This is a genomic window from Sphingomonas sp. Leaf23, from assembly GCF_001421585.1.
In the GTDB taxonomy this organism is placed as follows: Bacteria; Pseudomonadota; Alphaproteobacteria; order Sphingomonadales; family Sphingomonadaceae; genus Sphingomonas.
Genome location: NZ_LMKR01000002.1, coordinates 305,142 through 323,690 on the forward strand (window position 1 = coordinate 305,142; position 18,549 = coordinate 323,690).

General features: G+C 67.4%; 19 protein-coding genes. 13 read left to right on the top strand and 6 right to left on the bottom strand.

The window, feature by feature from the left end:
• Positions 1 to 4: 4 nt before the first annotated feature.
• The 4 genes from ASE67_RS05285 (at position 5) to ASE67_RS05300 (ending at position 3,109) form a co-directional block, all read left to right on the top strand.
• Positions 5 to 751: a sulfite exporter TauE/SafE family protein gene (locus ASE67_RS05285; RefSeq protein WP_443025532.1), complete on the top strand. Its 747-nt coding sequence runs from the start codon at positions 5 to 7 to the stop codon at positions 749 to 751.
• A 136-nt stretch (positions 752 to 887) separates the two neighbouring features.
• Positions 888 to 1,991 carry a hypothetical protein gene (locus tag ASE67_RS05290; RefSeq protein ID WP_055757548.1) on the top strand — a complete coding sequence of 368 codons (1,104 nt, stop codon included), beginning with the start codon at positions 888 to 890 and terminating at the stop codon, positions 1,989 to 1,991.
• Positions 1,991 to 2,497 (top strand): hypothetical protein, encoded by a 507-nt coding sequence (locus ASE67_RS05295; RefSeq protein ID WP_055757550.1) that lies wholly within the window; start codon positions 1,991 to 1,993, stop codon positions 2,495 to 2,497. Before ASE67_RS05290 ends, ASE67_RS05295 begins: the two co-directional genes overlap by 1 nt.
• Before the next feature lie 111 nt (positions 2,498 to 2,608).
• Positions 2,609 to 3,109, top strand: coding sequence for an Mpo1 family 2-hydroxy fatty acid dioxygenase (locus tag ASE67_RS05300; protein WP_055757552.1), 501 nt, complete (start codon positions 2,609 to 2,611; stop codon positions 3,107 to 3,109).
• 187 nt (positions 3,110 to 3,296) lie between these two features.
• On the opposite strand, the gene ASE67_RS05305 is transcribed toward ASE67_RS05300, so the two are convergent.
• A complete protein-coding gene (locus ASE67_RS05305; RefSeq protein WP_055759168.1) occupies positions 3,297 to 4,232 on the bottom strand; it encodes a ribose-phosphate pyrophosphokinase in 936 nt (311 codons plus the stop codon).
• 121 nt (positions 4,233 to 4,353) lie between these two features.
• Here ASE67_RS05305 and gltX point away from each other — a divergent pair, with 121 nt between their 5' ends.
• The 7 genes from gltX to ribH all read left to right on the top strand — a co-directional run bounded on the left by gltX (position 4,354) and on the right by ribH (position 10,133).
• Positions 4,354 to 5,673, top strand: a complete 1,320-nt coding sequence (gene gltX / locus ASE67_RS05310; RefSeq protein WP_055757554.1) for a glutamate--tRNA ligase — start codon at positions 4,354 to 4,356, stop codon at positions 5,671 to 5,673.
• A 248-nt stretch (positions 5,674 to 5,921) separates the two neighbouring features.
• Positions 5,922 to 6,596 carry a TonB family protein gene (locus tag ASE67_RS05315; RefSeq protein WP_055757556.1) on the top strand — a complete coding sequence of 225 codons (675 nt, stop codon included), beginning with the start codon at positions 5,922 to 5,924 and terminating at the stop codon, positions 6,594 to 6,596.
• 55 nt (positions 6,597 to 6,651) lie between these two features.
• Complete coding sequence (locus ASE67_RS05320) at positions 6,652 to 6,999, top strand: hypothetical protein (RefSeq protein WP_156348525.1); 348 nt, start codon at positions 6,652 to 6,654, stop codon at positions 6,997 to 6,999.
• A gap of 32 nt (positions 7,000 to 7,031) precedes the next feature.
• Entirely contained in the window at positions 7,032 to 7,976 is a 945-nt protein-coding gene (gene ribD / locus ASE67_RS05325) for a bifunctional diaminohydroxyphosphoribosylaminopyrimidine deaminase/5-amino-6-(5-phosphoribosylamino)uracil reductase RibD (RefSeq protein WP_055757561.1), read from the top strand.
• A gap of 10 nt (positions 7,977 to 7,986) precedes the next feature.
• Complete coding sequence (locus tag ASE67_RS05330; RefSeq protein ID WP_055757563.1) at positions 7,987 to 8,589, top strand: riboflavin synthase; 603 nt, start codon at positions 7,987 to 7,989, stop codon at positions 8,587 to 8,589.
• The gene (gene ribB / locus ASE67_RS05335; protein ID WP_055757565.1) at positions 8,579 to 9,709 is read left to right on the top strand and encodes a 3,4-dihydroxy-2-butanone-4-phosphate synthase; all 1,131 of its coding nucleotides are present in this window, start codon (positions 8,579 to 8,581) and stop codon (positions 9,707 to 9,709) included. Before ASE67_RS05330 ends, ribB begins: the two co-directional genes overlap by 11 nt.
• Position 9,710: 1 nt before the next feature.
• A complete protein-coding gene (ribH, locus tag ASE67_RS05340) occupies positions 9,711 to 10,133 on the top strand; it encodes a 6,7-dimethyl-8-ribityllumazine synthase (protein ID WP_055757568.1) in 423 nt (140 codons plus the stop codon).
• 202 nt (positions 10,134 to 10,335) lie between these two features.
• On the opposite strand, the gene ASE67_RS05345 is transcribed toward ribH, so the two are convergent.
• Complete coding sequence (locus ASE67_RS05345; protein WP_055757570.1) at positions 10,336 to 10,953, bottom strand: YbhB/YbcL family Raf kinase inhibitor-like protein; 618 nt, start codon at positions 10,951 to 10,953, stop codon at positions 10,336 to 10,338.
• Positions 10,954 to 11,106: 153 nt separating this feature from the next.
• Here ASE67_RS05345 and ASE67_RS05350 point away from each other — a divergent pair, with 153 nt between their 5' ends.
• A complete protein-coding gene (locus tag ASE67_RS05350; RefSeq protein ID WP_055757571.1) occupies positions 11,107 to 12,141 on the top strand; it encodes a patatin-like phospholipase family protein in 1,035 nt (344 codons plus the stop codon).
• Here ASE67_RS05350 and ASE67_RS05355 read toward each other — a convergent pair.
• The 4 genes from ASE67_RS05355 to ASE67_RS05370 form a co-directional block, all read right to left on the bottom strand.
• Positions 12,138 to 12,497 carry a Rieske (2Fe-2S) protein gene (locus ASE67_RS05355; RefSeq protein WP_055757573.1) on the bottom strand — a complete coding sequence of 120 codons (360 nt, stop codon included), beginning with the start codon at positions 12,495 to 12,497 and terminating at the stop codon, positions 12,138 to 12,140. The two genes, ASE67_RS05350 and ASE67_RS05355, sit on opposite strands and share 4 nt — an antisense overlap.
• A complete protein-coding gene (hmgA, locus tag ASE67_RS05360) occupies positions 12,494 to 13,783 on the bottom strand; it encodes a homogentisate 1,2-dioxygenase (RefSeq protein ID WP_055757575.1) in 1,290 nt (429 codons plus the stop codon). The genes ASE67_RS05355 and hmgA overlap by 4 nt, the downstream gene beginning before the upstream one ends.
• A 248-nt stretch (positions 13,784 to 14,031) precedes the next feature.
• Positions 14,032 to 15,090 (bottom strand): 4-hydroxyphenylpyruvate dioxygenase, encoded by a 1,059-nt coding sequence (hppD, locus tag ASE67_RS05365; protein ID WP_055757577.1) that lies wholly within the window; start codon positions 15,088 to 15,090, stop codon positions 14,032 to 14,034.
• Positions 15,091 to 15,122: 32 nt separating this feature from the next.
• Entirely contained in the window at positions 15,123 to 16,049 is a 927-nt protein-coding gene (locus ASE67_RS05370) for a LysR family transcriptional regulator (RefSeq protein WP_055757579.1), read from the bottom strand.
• A gap of 192 nt (positions 16,050 to 16,241) precedes the next feature.
• On the opposite strand from ASE67_RS05370, the gene ASE67_RS05375 reads away from it, so the two are divergent.
• Positions 16,242 to 18,329: a malate synthase G gene (locus ASE67_RS05375; RefSeq protein ID WP_055757582.1), complete on the top strand. Its 2,088-nt coding sequence runs from the start codon at positions 16,242 to 16,244 to the stop codon at positions 18,327 to 18,329.
• Positions 18,330 to 18,549: the final 220 nt, after the last annotated feature.

The following is an 18,549-nucleotide window of genomic DNA, read 5'->3' on the forward strand; positions in this document are numbered from 1 at the left end:
CACGGTGATCGTCGACCCGTTCTTTTACGCGTTGGCGGTGCCGGCGGTGATGCTGCTCGGGCTGGCCAAGGGTGGCTTTTCCGGCATGGGCGCCCTGTCGCTGCCGATGCTGGCGCTGGCGATCGATCCGGTACGCGCGGCGGCGATCCTGTTGCCGATCCTGATCGTGCAGGACGTGGTCGGCATCTGGGCATTCCGCCGGACGATCGACTGGCGGGTGATCGGCTGGATGCTGCCGGGCGCGGGGCTGGGCATCGTGCTCGGCTATGGCTTTGCCAGCACGGTGCGGCCTTCGGCGGTGCTGGCGGTGGTCGGCGCGATTTCGGTCGCGTTCGGACTGTGGCGGCTGCGGATCGAACGCCGCGGGATGCCGGTCGCCACCCGGTCGCCGGGCTGGGTCGGCACGCTGTTCGGCATCGCGTCGGGCTTTACCAGCCAGGTCGCCCATGCCGGCCAGCCGCCCTTCCAGCTATGGGTGCTGCCGCGCCAGCTGCCGCGCGATGTGCTGGTCGGCACGACCGCGCTGTTCTTCGGCGCGGTCAACTGGCTGAAGGTCCCGGCCTATCTGGCACTCGGCCAGTTCACGCGGGCGAACCTCACCACCTCGGCGGCGCTGCTGCCGGTGGCGGTCGCATCGACCGTTGCCGGCGTGTGGCTGGTGCGGCGGGTGTCGGCACACCGGTTCTACACCGCGATCTATGTGCTGATGATCGCGGTGGGGGTGAAGCTGGTGTGGGATGGGGTGATGTGAACCATGCCGGAGGGTGCGAGCGTAACAGCGCTATGGTATGCGGCGGCACCGCGATCTAGCCTGCGGCATGCGTCCCGCCTCACATCGTTCGTTCGCGTTTGTCCTCTGCCTTGCGGCAACCGCATGCGCGGGGCGGGTGACGCTGCTTCCGCCTGCGATGCCGGTCGCCTTGCTATCGGTGCAAGACGATTCCAAAGCCCAAGCCCTTGCCGAGATTGATCCGGCGCGACCCATCGCCGATGAAATGGCGGGGCAGGCGCTGAGTATGTTCGGTCGCGAGGACCTGATCGCCGCTACCAGTGATGATTATAAACCGACAGGGTGCCCGCCGGTCGCGGGCGCCGGGGGGGTGATCGAAACCATCGTGCAACGCGCTCGCGCCACGTCGGTTGTCATCGTCAACGAAAGCCATGAGCGTTCCGAACATCGCGGATTTGCCGCGCGGGTGGCCCGTGCGCTCCGGCCTTTAGGATATGATACGCTGGCGATGGAGACGCTCAGCAATCCGACGTCGGACCAGTTCGTGCCGCCTTATCGTATTCGACCCAACCAGCCATTCCTCGAGGATTTAGATGGCTATTACCTGTCCGAAGCCGGGTTCGGACGGTTGGGCAGGCAGGCGAAGGCACTGGGCTATCACCTGCTGGCATATGAAGAACCATTCAGCCCCACGACCCCGAAGCTGTCGCCCGAGGAAAGCATCACTCGACGGGAGATCGCGCAGGCCGAGCAGCTTGCCACCTATATCGCTGCACACCCCGAAGCGAAGCTGCTCGTGTATGTCGGCTATTCGCATGCGACCGAAGTGCCGCGCGCCAACGGTCAGAAATGGATGGCAACGCGCCTGAAAGCGATGACCGGCATCGATCCGCTGACGGTGTCGCAAACGACCTGCCGGGGCGGCGGGAGACGGGAGCGGCTGGCGGTGTTGCCGGCCGACCAACCAGTCGGCACGTTCGACCTGATCGTCGATCATCCAAGCGCGCGGTTCGTGCGGGGGCGTCCGGCGTGGCGGCGGGTAGCGGGGGATCGGTCCGTGTCGATCCCCAAGGCGCTACGTCCCGCCCGGGGTTGGCGAATTGTCGAAGCGCGGCCGGTCGGTGAAAGCGAAGCGTCCGTGCCGATGGACCGGGTGGCGATCCGACCGGGCGAGGTTGTCGCGTTGCTGCTGCCGCCTGGGCGCTATCAGTTGAAGGTTCTGGATGTGCCAGCAGTGGCACATCCAGATGGTACCGAGTGATGCAGCGGACGATGTTGGCAGTCGTGGCAATCGCCTTCATCCTGCCCGCCTGTTCGCAGGCAAATCGAGGCAGCCTGTCGCCGGTCGCCGGGCCGGGCGTGACGCTGACCTCGACCGAGGGGTTGCCGGGAGACACTGCGCGCCTGTCGAGTGGCGGCATTACCGCCGACGTTACCGGGCGCTGGTCCGACCGGAACGAAACGATCGAAATTCGGTATCGCGCAGGCTCGGCACCGGTACGCATTGCGATGCGCAGCGCAGCGGTTGGCGCTGCCCGTGTGGCGACCTCGGCATGGGACCGGACGAAACCCTTTCCCGGCAATGCGATCGGTCGCCCGTTGCTGGACGAGGCGCCATTGGTAATCGCGGCGCGTGGCGAGGCGCGGGTCCAGATCGAGTTTGTCCGTAGTAAGGGGCCGTCGCTTTCGATCGGCGATGCGGTGACGCTCGCGGTGCCGATGCCCGATGGCCTGCGCCCGGTAACCTTTCGCGCAGGTGGCCAATAGGCGAGCACCGCGCTGCCAGGGTGACGAAACCTGCCGGCCGTGACAGGATCGGCCCCGACCCCGCCGACACGGACGAACGACTCGTCCGGCGGCGGGGATGGGAGAGGATCGATGTCGCGACTGGTCAGGCAATTGTCGGCCTATGCCGAATATCATCGCAACGGGCATAATGTCGCGACGCATATGGTCGGCATCCCGCTGATCCTGTTCGGTATCGGCGTATTGCTGTCGCGACCGGCGATCGCGGTGGGCGAGGGGATGGTGGTGACGCCGATGATGGTGGTCGCCGTGATCGCGGCGATCGGGTATCTGCGGCTCGACCTGATGTTCGGCGCGGTGCTGGCCGCGTTCCTCGCGATAGTCAGCTGGGCCGGGTTCGGGATTGCCAGCGGGTCGACGGGCGCGTGGCTGGCGGTCGGGCTGGGCAGCTTCGTTGTCGGCTGGACGCTGCAATTCGTCGGCCATTACTTCGAAGGGCGCAAACCCGCCTTTGTCGACGATCTGTCCAGCCTGTTCGTCGGGCCGCTGTTCGTGGTGGCAGAGGCAGCATTTATGCTCGGCCTGCGCCAACCGGTGCGGCAGGCGATGGAGGCCGTTCACCGCCCGGCCTGAGTAGGACGGGGCGGCTGCCCCGCCCGGTCGCTCAGGGTTCGTTTGGAAATCGGCCATAGAGCCAATTTCAGGCGGTGCCAGCCCGCTCCCCCTCCCGGCCACCCATCAAAATACCGTGTGGGTGGCCGGGAGGGGGAGCGGGCTGGCACCGCCGAAATGCGCCTTCAGCGCATTTTCAAACAGCTTCTCAGTCGAACAGGCTCGACACCGACGATTCGTCGGCGATGCGGCGGATCGCTTCGGCCAGCAGCGGGGCGATGGTCAGGTGGCGAATCTTGTTCCCCTGCGCGATCACGTCGTGGTTGCCGATCGAATCGGTGATGACCAGTTCTTCGAGCGACGACGCCTCGACCCGCGCGACCGCGCCGCCCGACAGGACGCCGTGGGTGCAATAGGCGACGACACCGACCGCGCCGGCCTGCTTCAGGGCAGCGGCGGCGTTGCACAGCGTGCCGGCCGAATCGACGATATCGTCGATCAGGACGCAGAAGCGCCCTTCGACGTCGCCGATGATGTTCATCACTTCCGATTCGCCCGCGCGCTCACGCCGCTTGTCGACGATGGCGAGCGGGGCGTTGTGGAGGCGCTTGGCCAGGCTGCGCGCGCGGACCACGCCGCCGACGTCGGGCGACACGACCATCAGGTTATGTTCGCCGAAGCGGGTCTTGATATCCTCCGACATCACCGGCGCGGCATAGAGATTGTCGGTCGGGATATCGAAGAAGCCCTGAATCTGTCCGGCGTGCAGGTCGACGCACAGCACGCGGTCGGCGCCGGCCTCGGTCACGATATTGGCGACCAGCTTTGCCGAGATCGGGGTGCGCGGGCCGGGTTTGCGGTCCTGCCGGGCATAGCCGAAATAGGGGATGACGGCGGTGATGCGCCGCGCCGACGCGCGCTTCAGCGCATCGATCATGATGAGCATTTCCATCAGGTTGTCGTTGACCGGATAGCTGGTCGACTGGACAACGAACACGTCCTCGCCGCGCACATTTTCCAGCACCTCGACGAAAATTTCCTCGTCGGCGAAGCGCCGCACGCTGGCCTTGGTCAGCGGGATTTCCAGATAGTCCGCGATCGCGGTCGACAGGGGAAGATTGGAATTGCCCGCCAGCAGCTTCATGGGTGCGCCCGTATCCATGATGAAAAAGAATGGGAGCGCCATAGAGCGCGCGGACGAATTGTGAAACCCATGTGACGCCCGCGTTTGCGCCGATGCGACAAATGGGCGAGAGGGCTGGGCCATGACCGTCACCCGTTTCGCCCCCAGCCCGACCGGCTTTCTGCACATCGGCAACCTGCGCACCGCGCTCCACAACTGGATGTTCGCGAAGAAGGCGGGCGGGCGGTTCCTGCTGCGGATCGACGACACCGATGGCGCGCGCAGCGAGGAGCGGTTCGTCGACGCGATCCGCCGCGACCTCGCCTGGCTGGGGCTGGTGCCCGATGGTGAGGAACGGCAGTCGGCGCGGTTCGACCGGTATGAGGCGGTGTTCGCCGCGATGGTGGCGAGCGGGCGGATCTATCCGGCCTATGAAACGCCCGAGGAACTGGACCTTCGTCGCAAGATCCTTGCCGGGCGGGGGATGCCGCCGGTCTATGATCGCGCTGCGCTGAAGCTGAGCGACGACGATCGGGCGCGGCTGGAGGGTGAGGGGCGGCGGCCGCACTGGCGGTTCCGGCTGGAGGCGGAGCCGATCGAGTGGGACGATCTGGTCCGCGGCCCGCAGCGCTTCGACGGGGCGTTGCTGTCCGATCCGGTGGTGCGGCGCGCCGACGGGTCGTGGCTGTATCTGCTCCCTTCGGTCATCGACGATGCCGATATGGGGGTCACCCATGTCGTACGCGGCGAAGACCATGTGTCGAACACCGCGACGCAGATGCAGATGTTCGCGGCGATGGGCGCAACGCCGCCGGCCTTTGCGCACGAGGCGCTGCTGGTCGGCAACGAAGGCAAATTGTCGAAGCGGCTGGGGTCGCTGGGCGTCGAGCATTTCCGGGAGCAGGGGATCGAGCCGGAGGCGGTCGTCGCGCTACTGGCGCGGCTGGGGACGAGCGATCCGGTCGAGGCGGTGGTTGATGCGCAGCCGCTGGTCGACGCGTTCGATTTCGGCCGGTTCGGGCGGGCGCCGGCGCGCTTCGACGAGGGTGAGCTGGCGCAGGTCAATGCGCGGATCGTCCACCAGCTGCCGTTCGAGCGGGTGGCGGACACGCTGCCCGAGGGGATGGACGCGGCGGCGTGGGAGGCGGTGCGCGGCAATCTGGAACGGGTGAGCGATGCCGCCGACTGGTGGCGGGTGGTGACGGGGCCGGTCGCGCCGCTGCCGGTGGCAGAGGAGGATCGCGCGTTCCTCGATCGGGCGGCGGAGGTTGCGCGCACGCTGCCCTGGACCGACCCGTGGGCCGAGTTGACCGGTGCGCTGAAGGCGGAGACGGGGCGCAAGGGCAAGGCGCTGTTCCTGCCGCTGCGCCGGGCGCTGACCGGCATGGACCATGGGCCGGACATGGCGGCGCTGCTGCCGCTGATCGGGCGCGACCGGGCGATCGCGCGGCTGACGGGCTGAGAGTCTGTCTGGAAACGTGCCGAAGCACGTTTTGCGGTGCCGGCCCGCTCCCCCACCCGGCCATCCATCGAGCGTACCGTGTGGGTGGCCGGGTGGGGGAGCGGGCCGGCACCGCCTGTAAACTCGCGCTATCGCGAGTTTCCAAACGAACTCTGACGCGCACGTCAGCTTTACACCGCCTCCGATCGGGTATCTCATCCCACCAGCCGATGGGTCGGCAGGAGATGTGAATCGAGAAGGACGGTGGCATGGCATATCAGGGACAACGTGGCCTGAACCCGGTGGGGTTGGGCATTGCGATTGCGATCAATGGCGGCCTGCTGGCCGTAGCGGTCCTGACGGCAACGACGGTGGTGACGCGGGTCGATCCGTGGAAGCCGATGGATGCGATCAACATCCCCATCGAACCGCCGCCGCCCCCCGTCGATATGCCCAAACCGGTCGAAAAGGCGCTGCCCGATCCCGCACCGGTCCAGCCGATCTTCGCCCCGCCCGCGCCGATCCCGGTGCCGGGACCGGCGATGGCCACCACGACCGAGATGCCGACCGCGCTCCCGCCCACCGATCCGGTCGTCACCGCACCCGGCGGCACGGGCACCGGCAGCCCGGTGACGGTCGCCAGCCCGCTGCCGGTGCTGGTCAGCGCCAGCGTCGACCCCCGCTACCGCGCCGATTTCCAGCCCGACTATCCCGCGTTCGAACGCAACCAGGCGCGCGACGGCGTGGTCGTCGTCCGCGTGCTGGTGGGGGCCAATGGCCGGGTGACCGCCGTCGAACCGGTCAGCGCGACCAGCGACGCGTTCTTCGATGCGACGAAGCGGCGCGCGCTGTCGAAATGGCGCTTCCGCCCCGCGACCCGCGACGGCGTGGCGGTGGAAAGCTGGCGCGAGATGACGGTGCGCTTCACGATGGAGGATCGCTGAGCGCGATGGGCGCGGGGGCTGGCGGTTGGTCGCCCCTGCGCCTATCTTGGCCGGCGTGAAGCTCCGCCATCTTTTCTCGCCGGTCCATGCCATCCGCGATTTCGTGGGCTTTGCCCGCACGCGCCAGAAACATGAATGGTGGTTCCTGCTGGCGTCGATCTGCGTCGTGCTGGTCATCGGCTGGGGGTTCGTCCACGATTCGCACTTCGAACGCGCATACAAGCCGAACATCATCTATTTCGAAAGCTGGCCCGCGAACCGCACCGACGAAGAGATCATCGCCCAGCAGCAGATCGACCTGGCCAAGGAAAAGGCCGAGGCCGCCGAATTCGAACGCGACCGCGCCAAGCGGCAGGCGGAATGGAAGAAGATCGACGATAAGCTGAAAAGCTGGGGCATCTGATCCATCCCCTTGCCGCCGACGATGCGCGCTGGATGGGCGCGGCGCTGACGCTGGCGGAGCGGACGCGGGGACGCACCGCGCCCAATCCCAATGTCGGCTGCGTGATCGTGTACGAGGGCCGGGTCGTCGGGCGCGGCTGGACCCAGGCGGGCGGGCGCCCCCATGCCGAGGCGGCGGCGCTGGCGCAGGCGGGTGCCCAGGCACGGGGGGCCACCGCCTATGTCACGCTGGAGCCGTGCGCGCATGTGTCGGCGCGCGGACCGGCCTGTTCCGACCTGTTGATCGCCAGCGGTGTGGCACGGGTCGTCGTTGCGCTGACCGACCCCGATCCGCGGACGAACGGACAGGGCATTGCCCGGCTGCGGGACGCGGGCCTTACGGTCACCTGCGGCGTGCGGGCCGAGGAGGCGGCGCGCGGGATGGCCGGGTTCCTGACCCGGCAGGCGCTGGGCCGGCCGTTCGTCACGCTGAAGCTCGCGCTGTCGCTCGACGGGGCGGTGTCGCGCGCGGATGGGCAGAGCCAGTGGATCACCGGGCCGCAGGCGCGCGCGCACGGCCATCTGGAACGCAGCCGGCACGAGGCGATCCTGGTCGGGCGCGGCACGGCGGAAATCGATCGCCCGACGCTGAACGTGCGCCTGCCCGGCCTGACCGATCGCAGCCCGCAGCGGGTGGTACTGTCGGCGGATTGCGCGGCGCTGAGCGGTTTCACGATGGTGCCGGGTGTCGCAGCGCTGGCCGACCTGCCCGGCGACCATGTGCTGGTCGAAGGCGGCGCGGCGACGGCGGCGGCGTTCCTGCGTGCCGATGCGGTCGACCGGCTGCTGCTGTACCGCGCGCCGATCCTGATCGGCCATGGCCGGACGCTGCCCGATATCGGCCTCACCGATCTGGCCCAGGCGCATGGCTGCTGGCGGCTGCACGATGCCCGGATGCTTGGCAGCGACCGGCTGGAGGTCTACGAGCGCGCCAGATAAGGAGCTTGCAGTGTTCACCGGAATAGTCAGCGACGTAGGGCGCATCGAATCAATCGACGGGCCGGGCGACCTGCGCGTGCGGATCGCCTGCGCCTATGACACGACCACCATCGACATGGGGGCGTCGATCGCCTGTTCGGGCGTCTGCCTGACGGTGGTCGATAAGGGTCCAAACTGGTTCGCGGTCGACGTGTCGGGCGAAACCGTGTCGCGCACCGCCGACCAATGGGTCGCGGGGCGTCCGCTGAACCTCGAACGCGCGCTGAAGCTCGGCGACGAGCTGGGCGGGCATATCGTCACCGGTCATGTCGACGGCGTGGGACAGGTGGTCGACATGACCGGTGACCATGAGTCGACCCGCGTGACCTTTGCGATTCCTCGGTCGCTCAGCCCGTTCGTCGCGGGCAAGGGGTCGGTGACGATCGACGGCGTGTCGCTGACCGTCAACGAGGTCGCCGACGATGCAACCGGTACCCGCTTCACCGTCAACCTGATCCCCCATACCCAGGCGGTCACGACGCTTGGGAGCCTTGCGGTCGGACAGTCGGTCAATATCGAGATCGACGTCCTCGCCCGCTATCTGATGCGAATGGAACAAGTCCGTGGCCAATGACGAACTGGCGGGTCTCCGCCATGCCTTTCTCTCCAGCCCCGAAGAGATCATCGACGAAGCCCGCAACGGGCGGATGTTCATCCTGGTCGATGACGAGGATCGCGAGAATGAGGGCGATCTGGTCATCCCGGCGCAGATGGCGACGCCCGATGCGGTCAATTTCATGGCGCGGCACGGGCGCGGCCTGATCTGCCTCGCAATGACCAAGGGGCGGGTCGAGCAGCTCGGCCTCGACCTGATGGCGCGCAACAACGGCACGCGACACGAAACCGCCTTCACCGTGTCGATCGAGGCGCGCGACGGGGTGACCACCGGCATTTCCGCCGCCGACCGTGCGCGCACGATCGCGGTCGCGATCGACGCGTCGAAAGAAGCGTCGGAGATCGTGACGCCGGGGCATGTGTTCCCGCTGGTCGCCCGCGAGGGCGGGGTGCTGGTCCGCGCCGGCCATACCGAGGCGGCGGTTGATGTGTCGCGGTTGGCCGGCCTCAACCCCTCGGGCGTGATCTGCGAGATCATGAACGAGGACGGCACGATGGCGCGGATGGACGACCTGGTCGGCTTTTCGCAACTCCATGGCCTCAAGATCGGGACGATCCGCGACCTGATCGCATACCGCCGCCGCCACGACCATCTGGTGACCAAGCGCGCGGAAACGGTGTTCGACAGCGAATGGGGCGGCGAATGGCGCGCCATGACCTTTTGGAACAAGGCGACGGGCAGCGAGCAGGTCGCACTGGTCAAGGGGCTGATCGATCCGGGCAAGCCGACGCTGGTACGGATGCACGCGCTGTCGCCGTTCGCCGACCTGTTCGGCGAGGGGGGGACACGCGGCGGATTGCTGCGCAAGTCGATGCGGATCATCGCCGAGGAGGGCGCGGGCGTCGTCGTCGTCATCAACCGCCCGCGTCCCGATGGCCTGACGCTCGCCATCCACGCCCGCAGCGGTGCGCCGGTGCCCGACATGGAGGAGCTGCGCGATTACGGCGTCGGCGCGATGATCCTGAACGAACTGGGTGTCGAGGACATGGTGCTGCTGACCAATACCCACCATACGCTGGTCGGGCTCGACGGTTATGGACTGAAGATCGTCGGCGAACGGCCGATCACGGAGAATTGATATGGCGAAGATTCTGATCGTCGAGGCGCGCTTCTACGACCATCTGAACGACCTGCTGCTCGAAGGCGCACGCGCCGCGATCGAGGCGGCGGGGCACGAACATGAGACGGTCACCGTGCCCGGCGCACTGGAAGTGCCCGGCGCGATTGCGATCGCCGATGCCGCCGAAACCTACGACGCATTCGTGGCACTGGGCGTCATCATCCGCGGCGAGACCTATCATTTCGAGGTCGTGGCGAACGAGAGCGCGCGCGGGTTGATGAACCTGTCGCTGGAGGGGGTACCCGTCGGCAACGGCATCCTGACCGTCGAGGACGAGGCGCAGGCGCTGACCCGCGCCAAGAAGGACGAAAAGGACAAGGGCGGCGAGGCGGCTAAGGCCGCGCTGGCGATGCTGGAATTGCGCGAACGGTTTTCGGTGTGACGTAAAAGCCCCTCCCCGCTGCGCGGGGAGGGGGACCGCCGCGTAGCGGTGGTGGAGGGGGGTGTCCGCAGACGGATCGCTCGAAGAAGCCCCCCTCCACCACCGCTACGCGGCGGTCCCCAGTATCGGGTCGGATCGTCCCGCGGACGATCCTCGACCATGCGGGGCATGGTCGACCCGATACTCCGTGCCGGGGAGGAGCTTAAACCGGAGCAACTTCCCCAACCGGACCCACGTCCGCCGGCTCGCCGCGCGAATAGACCCCGGTGAGCAGCCCCGCCGCCAGCACGCGGCCGGCCATCGCCTCGACCACCGCACTGCGCCCCGGATTGGGGTCGAGATGCGGCACATCCTGCAACGCGAACAGCTGGAATGCGTAGCGATGCTCGCCATGCCCGGTCGGGGGATCGGGCGGCAGCCAGCCTTCGCGCAGATAGCTGTTGCGGCCGACATCGCCGTGGGTCGCGTCGCCGTCGCCATCGGGCCGGATCGCCCCTTCCTCCAATTGCCCGTCTGCGGCAGCAATATCCCACAGGATCGCGTGCACCAGCGGCTGGGGCGAGGGGGCGTCGGCATCCTCGACGATCAGCGCCAGCGACGTCGCGCCGGCCGGTACGCCGCGCCAGTGCAGCGGCGGCGACACGCCCGCGCCATCGGCGGTGAAGCGATCGGGCAGCCGCTGCCCATCGGCAAAGGCGAGGCTGGCGAGATCGAGGCTGTCGAAGCTGCCAAGCGCCGGATCGGCAATGGTCAGCTTGGACGCGCCCGCGCGGACATTGCGCAGCAATCCGCCCAGCCACCCCGGAACATGTTCGAGCATGAGGGTCCTTTCGATGCCTGTCGGAGCGACAACCGGCGACAGGCCGGGACGGGTCCGTGGGGCGTGGAAATATCGCTGGTATCGCTCCTCCCACACCGGATACGAAGCGGTATTGCTGCGTTGCAACATCGACCCTTTTCCACGGAGCCGTCCATGTCCGCATCGTCCGAACCGCCGCGCCTCTCCCTCGCCCTGCAGGGGGGCGGCGCGCATGGTGCCTATGGCTGGGGCGTGCTCGACCGGTTGCTGGAGGAAGACCTGCCGATCGTTGCGGTCAGCGGGGCGTCGGCGGGGGCGCTGAACGGTGCGGCGCTGGTCACCGGGCTGGTGGCGGGCGGGCGGCAGGGTGCCAGGCAAGCGCTGGAGCGGCTGTGGGACACGGTGTCGCGGACGTCGCCGTTACAGGCATTCGACCTTGGCATGTGGGCGCCGCCGCTGTTCGAACCGGTGCTGCGTCGCTCGCTGGAGGTCGGCAAGCTGGTCGGGCGCTATGTCGCACCGCTGTCGCCGGGCCTGCGCAACATGCGCGCGCTGCGCCGGGTGGTGGAGGAAAGCATCGACCTGTCGCTGCTTTCCGATCCCCGCGCCATCCCGCTGTCGATCGCCGCCACGCGGGTCGCGACCGGGGCGGCGCGGTTGTTCGATAACGACGCGATCACCCTCGACGCACTGATGGCGTCGGCATGCCTGCCCGACCTGTTCGGGCCGGTGACGATCGATGACGAACCCTATTGGGACGGCGGATTTTCGGCGAACCCGGCGCTCGAACCGCTGATCTTTGGCGGGCATGGGCAGAGCGACCTGCTGATCGTGCAGATCACGCCCTTCGCAACGCAGGACACGCCCGAAACGCTGGTCGAGGTGATGGGGCGGATGAGCGATATCGGCTTCAACGCCTGCCTGTTGCGCGACCTGAAGGCACTGACACAGGTGCAGGCGATCGCGCGGCGCGCGCCGCCGATCGACGACAATTTCACCGCGCTGGCCAACACCAACCTGCATCTGATGGAGGCATCGCCGGCGCTCGCGACGCGCGGCCCCACCGGCAAGATCGACACCCGCCGGTCGCAGCTGGAGGCGCTGCGCGAACTGGGCCGCGACACGGCGGATGCGTGGCTGCGCGACCATGGCGGCAAGCTGGGCCAGCGATCGACGCTGACCGCGCTGCCCGAAGGGGTCGCGGCCTAGGCGGTGACGATCGCCCCGCCGACGACCGCGACCGGCCACGGCGTCAGCGATTGCCCCGGACACGGCCCGCCAAGGCACTTGCCGTCGGCAATCGCGAACAGCGCCGCGTGCCAGCTGCACGTAATCGCGCTGCGATCCGGGGTCAGATAGGCATCGAGCGTCTGCGCCAGCGGCAGCCCCATATGCGGGCAGCGGTCGACATAGCCGAACACCGCCTCCCCCTGCCGCACGACGAAGCCGTGGAACCGCCCGGCGCGCAGCTGCAGGACGTAGTTGCGCGCAGTGCCGTCGGGGATGTCGCTCAGTGGGCCGATCGTCACCCCGGCCGGCGTTGCGGAGACGCGTTCGTCGCTCATCCGGGCAACTGTGCCTTGGCGAAACCGGTCCACACATCGTCGTAATCGAGCTGCATCGTCGGGGTGGCCATCGCCCACGGCGTCGGGCGGACGACGTGGCGGGTTTCGAACATGAATGCCATGGTGTCGGCGATGCGGTGCGGTTTCAGGTCGGCGGCGACCGCCTTTTCATAGCTTGCCTGATCGGGGCCATGGCCGTTCATCTGGTTGTGGAGCGACGCGCCGCCGGGTGCAAAGCCGCCTTCCTTGGCATCATAGGCACCGGTCACCAGCCCCATGAACTCGCTCATGACGTTGCGATGGAACCACGGCGGGCGGAACGTGTCCTCCGCCACCATCCAGCGCGGCGGAAAGATCACGAAGTCGCAATTGGCGGTGCCGGGCGTCTCGCTGGGCGCGGTCAGCACGGTGAAGATCGACGGATCGGGATGGTCGAAGCTGACGGTGTTGATCGTGTTGAAGCGCGTCAGGTCGTAGCGGCAGGGGGCCAGGTTGCCATGCCACGCCACCACGTCGAACGGAGAGTGGTCGAGCGTGGTGATCCACAGCCCGCCCTGGAATTTTTGGATAACGTCGCACGGCGCGTCGCTATCCTCGAACCACGCGGAGGGCGTTTCGAAATCGCGCGGATTGGCGAGGCCATTGGCACCGATCGGCCCCAGGTCGGGCAGGCGGAACAGGCTGCCGTAATTCTCGCAGACATAGCCACGCGCTTGGCCGTCCGGCAGCTTTACGCGGAAGCGGACGCCACGCGGGATCAATGTGATCTGGAGCGGGGCAACGTCGATCCGGCCCAGTTCGGTGTCGATCGCCAAGGCACCCTGCTGCGGCACGATCAGCAGCTCGCCGTCCGAGGAAAAGAACGCGCGCTCCATGTCCTTCGTCGCGGCATAGAGGTGGATGCCGACCCCGCTCTGCGCCGCCACGTCGCCGGTCGCGCCATAGGTGACGAGGCCGTCTACCCAGTCGGTCGGCTCGGTCGGGAGCGGCAGCGGGTCCCAGCGCATCCGGTTGGGGCTGGGTGGGGTGTCTACGGGTGCGGACTTGAGGTGCTGTGCGCCGGTGTAGGGACGGAACGCGCCGTGGTTGGCGGTCGGACGCAGGCGGTAGAGCCACGACCGCCGGTTTTCGCTGCGCGGCGCGGTGAAGGCGGTGCCCGACAGTTGCTCGGCATACAGGCCGAACGGCACGCGCTGCGGGCTGTTGCGACCGATGGGGAGCGCGCCGGCGACCGCTTCGGTGGCGATGTGGTTGGCGAAACCGGGGTGGTAGGTGGAACCGGACATGACCCTCTCCCTCGTCACTTCGTCATTCCGGCGAAGGCCGGAATCCATGGTAACGGGGCATCGCGCTTTTTTCGATACGGCCCGTTTCCATGGACCCCGGCCTGCGCCGGGGTGAAGTTGGTTGTTGCGGCCCGCCGGGCCGTCAGTCGCGGCGAAGCCGCGCCTTGTGGCCCGGCTCCGTCGCGCTGGCCGGTCGATGGCAGCGCCTGCGCGCTGCACCGCGACCGAAGCTTTCGCTTCGGTCTGGGTCAGGCATCGACCGTGATTACCCCGCGCCGAATCTGATCCAGCTCGATGCTCTCATACAACGCCTGGAAATTGCCGTTGCCGAAGCCCTCATTCCCCTTGCGCTGGATGATCTCGAAGAAGATCGGCCCGAAAATCGGCTCGGTAAAGATCTGCAACAGCAACCCTTCGTCACCGACATTGCCGTCGATCAGAATGCGGTTGCGCTTCAGGCGTTCGAGGTCCTCGCCATGCCCCGGCACGCGCTTGTCGACCAGTTCGTAATAGGTCTCGATCGTGTCCTGCAACTTCACGCCCCGCGCGCGCAGTTTTTCGACCGTTTCGAAAATGTCGTCGGTGGTGAAGGCGAGGTGCTGGATGCCTTCGCCATTATAGTCGCGGATGAACTCCTCGATCTGGCTCTTGTCGTCCTGGCTTTCGTTCAGCGGGATGCGGATCGCCTTGTCCGGGGCGATCATCGCCTGGCTGAACAGGCCGGTCGCCTTGCCCTTGATGTCGAAATACTTCTGCTCTTCGAACCCGAAAATCTGGTTGTAGAAGGTCGACCAGGTGCGCATCTGCCCGCGCTTCACATTGTGGGTCAGGTGGTCGAGCAGGTCGAGCCCGACATTGTTCTCGGCCTCCGCTTCCGCTGCCCCCGGCACCGCGTCCCAGTCATCGTACAGCGAGCCCGCCGCGCCGTGCCGATCGACGAGGTACAGCATCGACCCGCCAATCCCCTCCAGCGCATAGCCCTCGCCCAGCACCCCGCGCGAGGCATCGGCCGGCTTGGCACCACGCGCCACCGCTGCGTCGAACGCCGCCTTCGCATCCGCCACGCGGAACGCCATGCCCGACGCCGACGGGCCATGCTGCGCAGCAAAGTCCGCAGCATGGGCATCCGGAATGCGGTTCAGCAGCAGGTTGATGCGGCCCTGCTTGTACCGCACCACGTCACGGGTGCGATGCTTCGACGCGGCAACGAAGCCGAACTGTTCCAATTGCTTGGCCATGCGGTCTAGGTCGGGCGCGGTGAATTCGCAGAATTCGAACCCGTCGAGACCCATCGGGTTGACGTCCATGTGTTCCACGGCTGCATCCTCTCAAATTCGTATCAATTGATACCAATCTGATCCGAACCTAAGGGCGAGTCAAGCGTATCCCACGGCGGCGGCGACCAGCGCGCGGCGAAGTGGTCGACGAATGCGGTTACCGCCGGGCGCGGATCGGCGGCGTGGATCGCGTGGATGGCCAGATCACGCGGCCCCTCCCACGCCGGCAGCACCCGCACCAGCCGCCCGTTGGCCAGCGCCTGCCCGACATCCCAGAGCGAGCGCAGCGAGATGCCGACCCCGGCCAGCGCCAGTTCGCGGACGATCTCGCTCGAATTGGTGCGGACATGGCTGCGCCCGGCGACCTGCACCCGCCCGCCGGGGCGCAGCAACGTCCATGGCAACTGTCCATCGGCCGCGAGCAGCCGGTGGTCGGCCAGTGCCCTGGGGTGGGACGGGACACCATGTTCGGCAAGGTAGGCGGGGCTGGCACACACCACGCGGCGATTGTCCGCCAGCCGCCGTGCGACATGGCCGGTCGGCGGATCGGCGGTGATGCGGATCGCGCAATCGATCCGCTCGGCCGCCAAATCGACATAGCTGTCGGACAGCAGCAGTTCGAGGTCGACCGCCGGATGCGCGTGCAGGAACGCGCCCAAATGCGGCGCGATATGCAATCGCGCGAACGAGGTCGGCGCGGCAATGCGCAGCGGCCCGGCGGGCGCGGCGGCGGCCCCGGTCACCCGTGCTTCGGCGGCGGCCAGCGCCGACAGGATCGGGGCAAGGTCGGCGTGCAACTGCGCCCCGACCGGGGTGGGATGCAGCCGCCGGGTGGTCCGTTCGATCAGCCGCGCGCCCAGCCGCGCCTCGAACCGCGCCAGCCGCTTCGATACCATCGCCGGCGAGATGCCCAGCACCCGCGCGGCGGCGGCGATGCTGCCGGTATCGAGGGTCGCGGCGAACAGTTCGTGGTCGGGATCGAGCGGCATTCGTTCCTCATCGGCATGGCTGTGCTGCGATTATGAATGGTTCCGATGGGAAAGGCGAGGCGGTATGCTTCCCTCATATTGTCATTCCGGCGCAGGCCGGAATCCATGGATACGGGACGTAGCGGATCTTGCGATGCGTTGCGTGACCGTGGATCCCGGCCTGCGTCGGGATGACGAAAGGGAGAGAATGACATGTCGGAAACCTTCGTCGAACGCGCCGGGCTACAGGTCGCCGCCGAACTCGCCACCTTCGTCGAACGTGACGCGCTGCCCCGCACCGGCATTCCGGCCGATTCCTTCTGGGAAGGGACCGCCGCGATCCTCGCCCGGTTTGCACCGGAAAACCGCGACCTGCTGAAGCGCCGCGACACGTTACAGGCGCAGCTCGACGCGTGGTTCGTCGCGCGGCAGGGGACGGCGATCGACCCGGCGGAACAGGCGGCGTTCCTGCGCGAGATCGGCTATCTGGTCGAGGAACCGACGCCGTTCACGGTCCACCCGGCCGATGTCGATCCGGAGATCGCGACGCTGGCCGGGCCGCAGCTGGTCGTGCCGATCCTCAACGCGCGCTTCCTGCTGAACGCCGCCAATGCGCGCTGGGGCAGCCTGTACGATGCGCTGTACGGCACCGATGCGATCCCCGGCACGGCGGCACCCGGCGGTTACGACGCGGCGCGCGGGGCCCAGGTGATCGACCGGGCCAAGGCGTTCCTTGACGAAGCCGCACCGCTCGCCACCGGCAGCTGGCGCGATTGGAGCGGCGGCACGCCCGCCCTCGCCGATCCGGCCCAGCTGGTCGGGCAGGCCGGCGAAAACTGGCTGCTGCGCCATCACGGGCTGCACATCGAACTGGTGATCGACCGCAGTCACCCGATCGGCAGCGGCGACCCGGCGGGCCTTGCCGACATCCTGCTCGAATCCGCGCTGACCACGATCTGCGATCTGGAGGATTCGGTCGCGGCGGTCGATGCCGCGGACAAGGTCGCCGCCTATGCCAATTGGCTGGGGCTGATGCAGAGCACGCTGACCGCGCAGTTCGCCAAGGGCGGACGCGAGGTGACGCGGACGCTGGCCGAAGATCGTCGCTATACGACCCTCGATGGCGGTGAGCTGGTCCTGCCGGGCCGGTCGCTGCTGTTCGTGCGCAATGTCGGGCATCTGATGACGACACCCGCCATTCGCCTGCCCGATGGCGGGGACGCGCCGGAGGGTATCCTCGACGCGATCGTCACCAGCCTGATCGCGCTGCACGACCTGAACGGCGCGCGCGCCAACAGCCGCGCCGGATCGATCTATATCGTGAAGCCCAAGCAGCACGGGCCGGAGGAGGTCGCCTTCACCGACCGGCTGTTCGATGCGGTCGAGGATCTGCTGCACCTGCCGCGCCACACGATCAAGGTCGGGGTGATGGACGAGGAACGGCGCACCTCCGCCAATCTCGCCGCGTGCATCCATGCGGTGCGGCACCGGATCGTGTTCATCAACACCGGCTTCCTCGACCGTACCGGCGACGAGCTGCACAGCGCGATGCACGCCGGGCCGATGATCCCGAAGGGCGAGATGAAGGGGGCGGACTGGATCGCGGCCTATGAGGATCGCAACGTCCAGATCGGCCTCGCCTGTGGCCTTGGCGGCCGCGCCCAGATCGGCAAGGGGATGTGGGCCGCGCCCGACCGGATGGCCGACATGCTGGCGCAAAAGATCGCACATCCGACAAGCGGGGCAAGCACCGCCTGGGTCCCGTCCCCCACCGCCGCGACGCTGCACGCGCTGCACTATCACGCGGTCGATGTTGCGCAGCGACAGGCGGCACGGGCGAGCGAGCCGGTGGCGTCGCTCGACCGGCTGCTGACGCTGCCGCTGGCACTGGGACGTAACTGGGACGCGGCAGAGGTGGCGCGCGAACTGGACAACAACGTCCAGGGCATCCTTGGCTATGTGGTCCGCTGGATCGATCAGGGAATCGGCTGTTCGAAGGTGCCCGACATCCACGATATCGGCCTGATGGAGGACCGCGCGACGCTGCGCATTTCGTCGCAGCATATCGCCAACTGGCTGCTGCACGGCGTCTGTACGACGGCCGATGTCGATGCCGCATTCGATCGGATGGCGGTCAAGGTCGATGCGCAGAATGCGGGCGACCCGGCGTACCGTCCGCTAGCGGGTGGCATCGCGCTCGCGGCGGCGCGGGCGTTGGTGTTCGAGGGGTTGGAACAGCCGAACGGGTACACCGAACCGTTTCTGCATGCGTATCGGAAGGTGGCGAAGGCGGCGGGGTAAGGGGGCGCTAGAGACCACCCCTCACACTCCTTCGCCCAACGACGTCTGCTTACACCCACTTGCAGGCATTCCGGCGGCCGTTATCGTCATGCTATGAAAGGAACAGTGAACATCGCGGGTCGCATTGTAGCTATCAGCTACACGCTGGTTATCCTGGCGATGGTGTGGTTTACTTTCTTATTCTTCGGCTTCGATTTTGGAGGCGATTTTAGCGGACTCA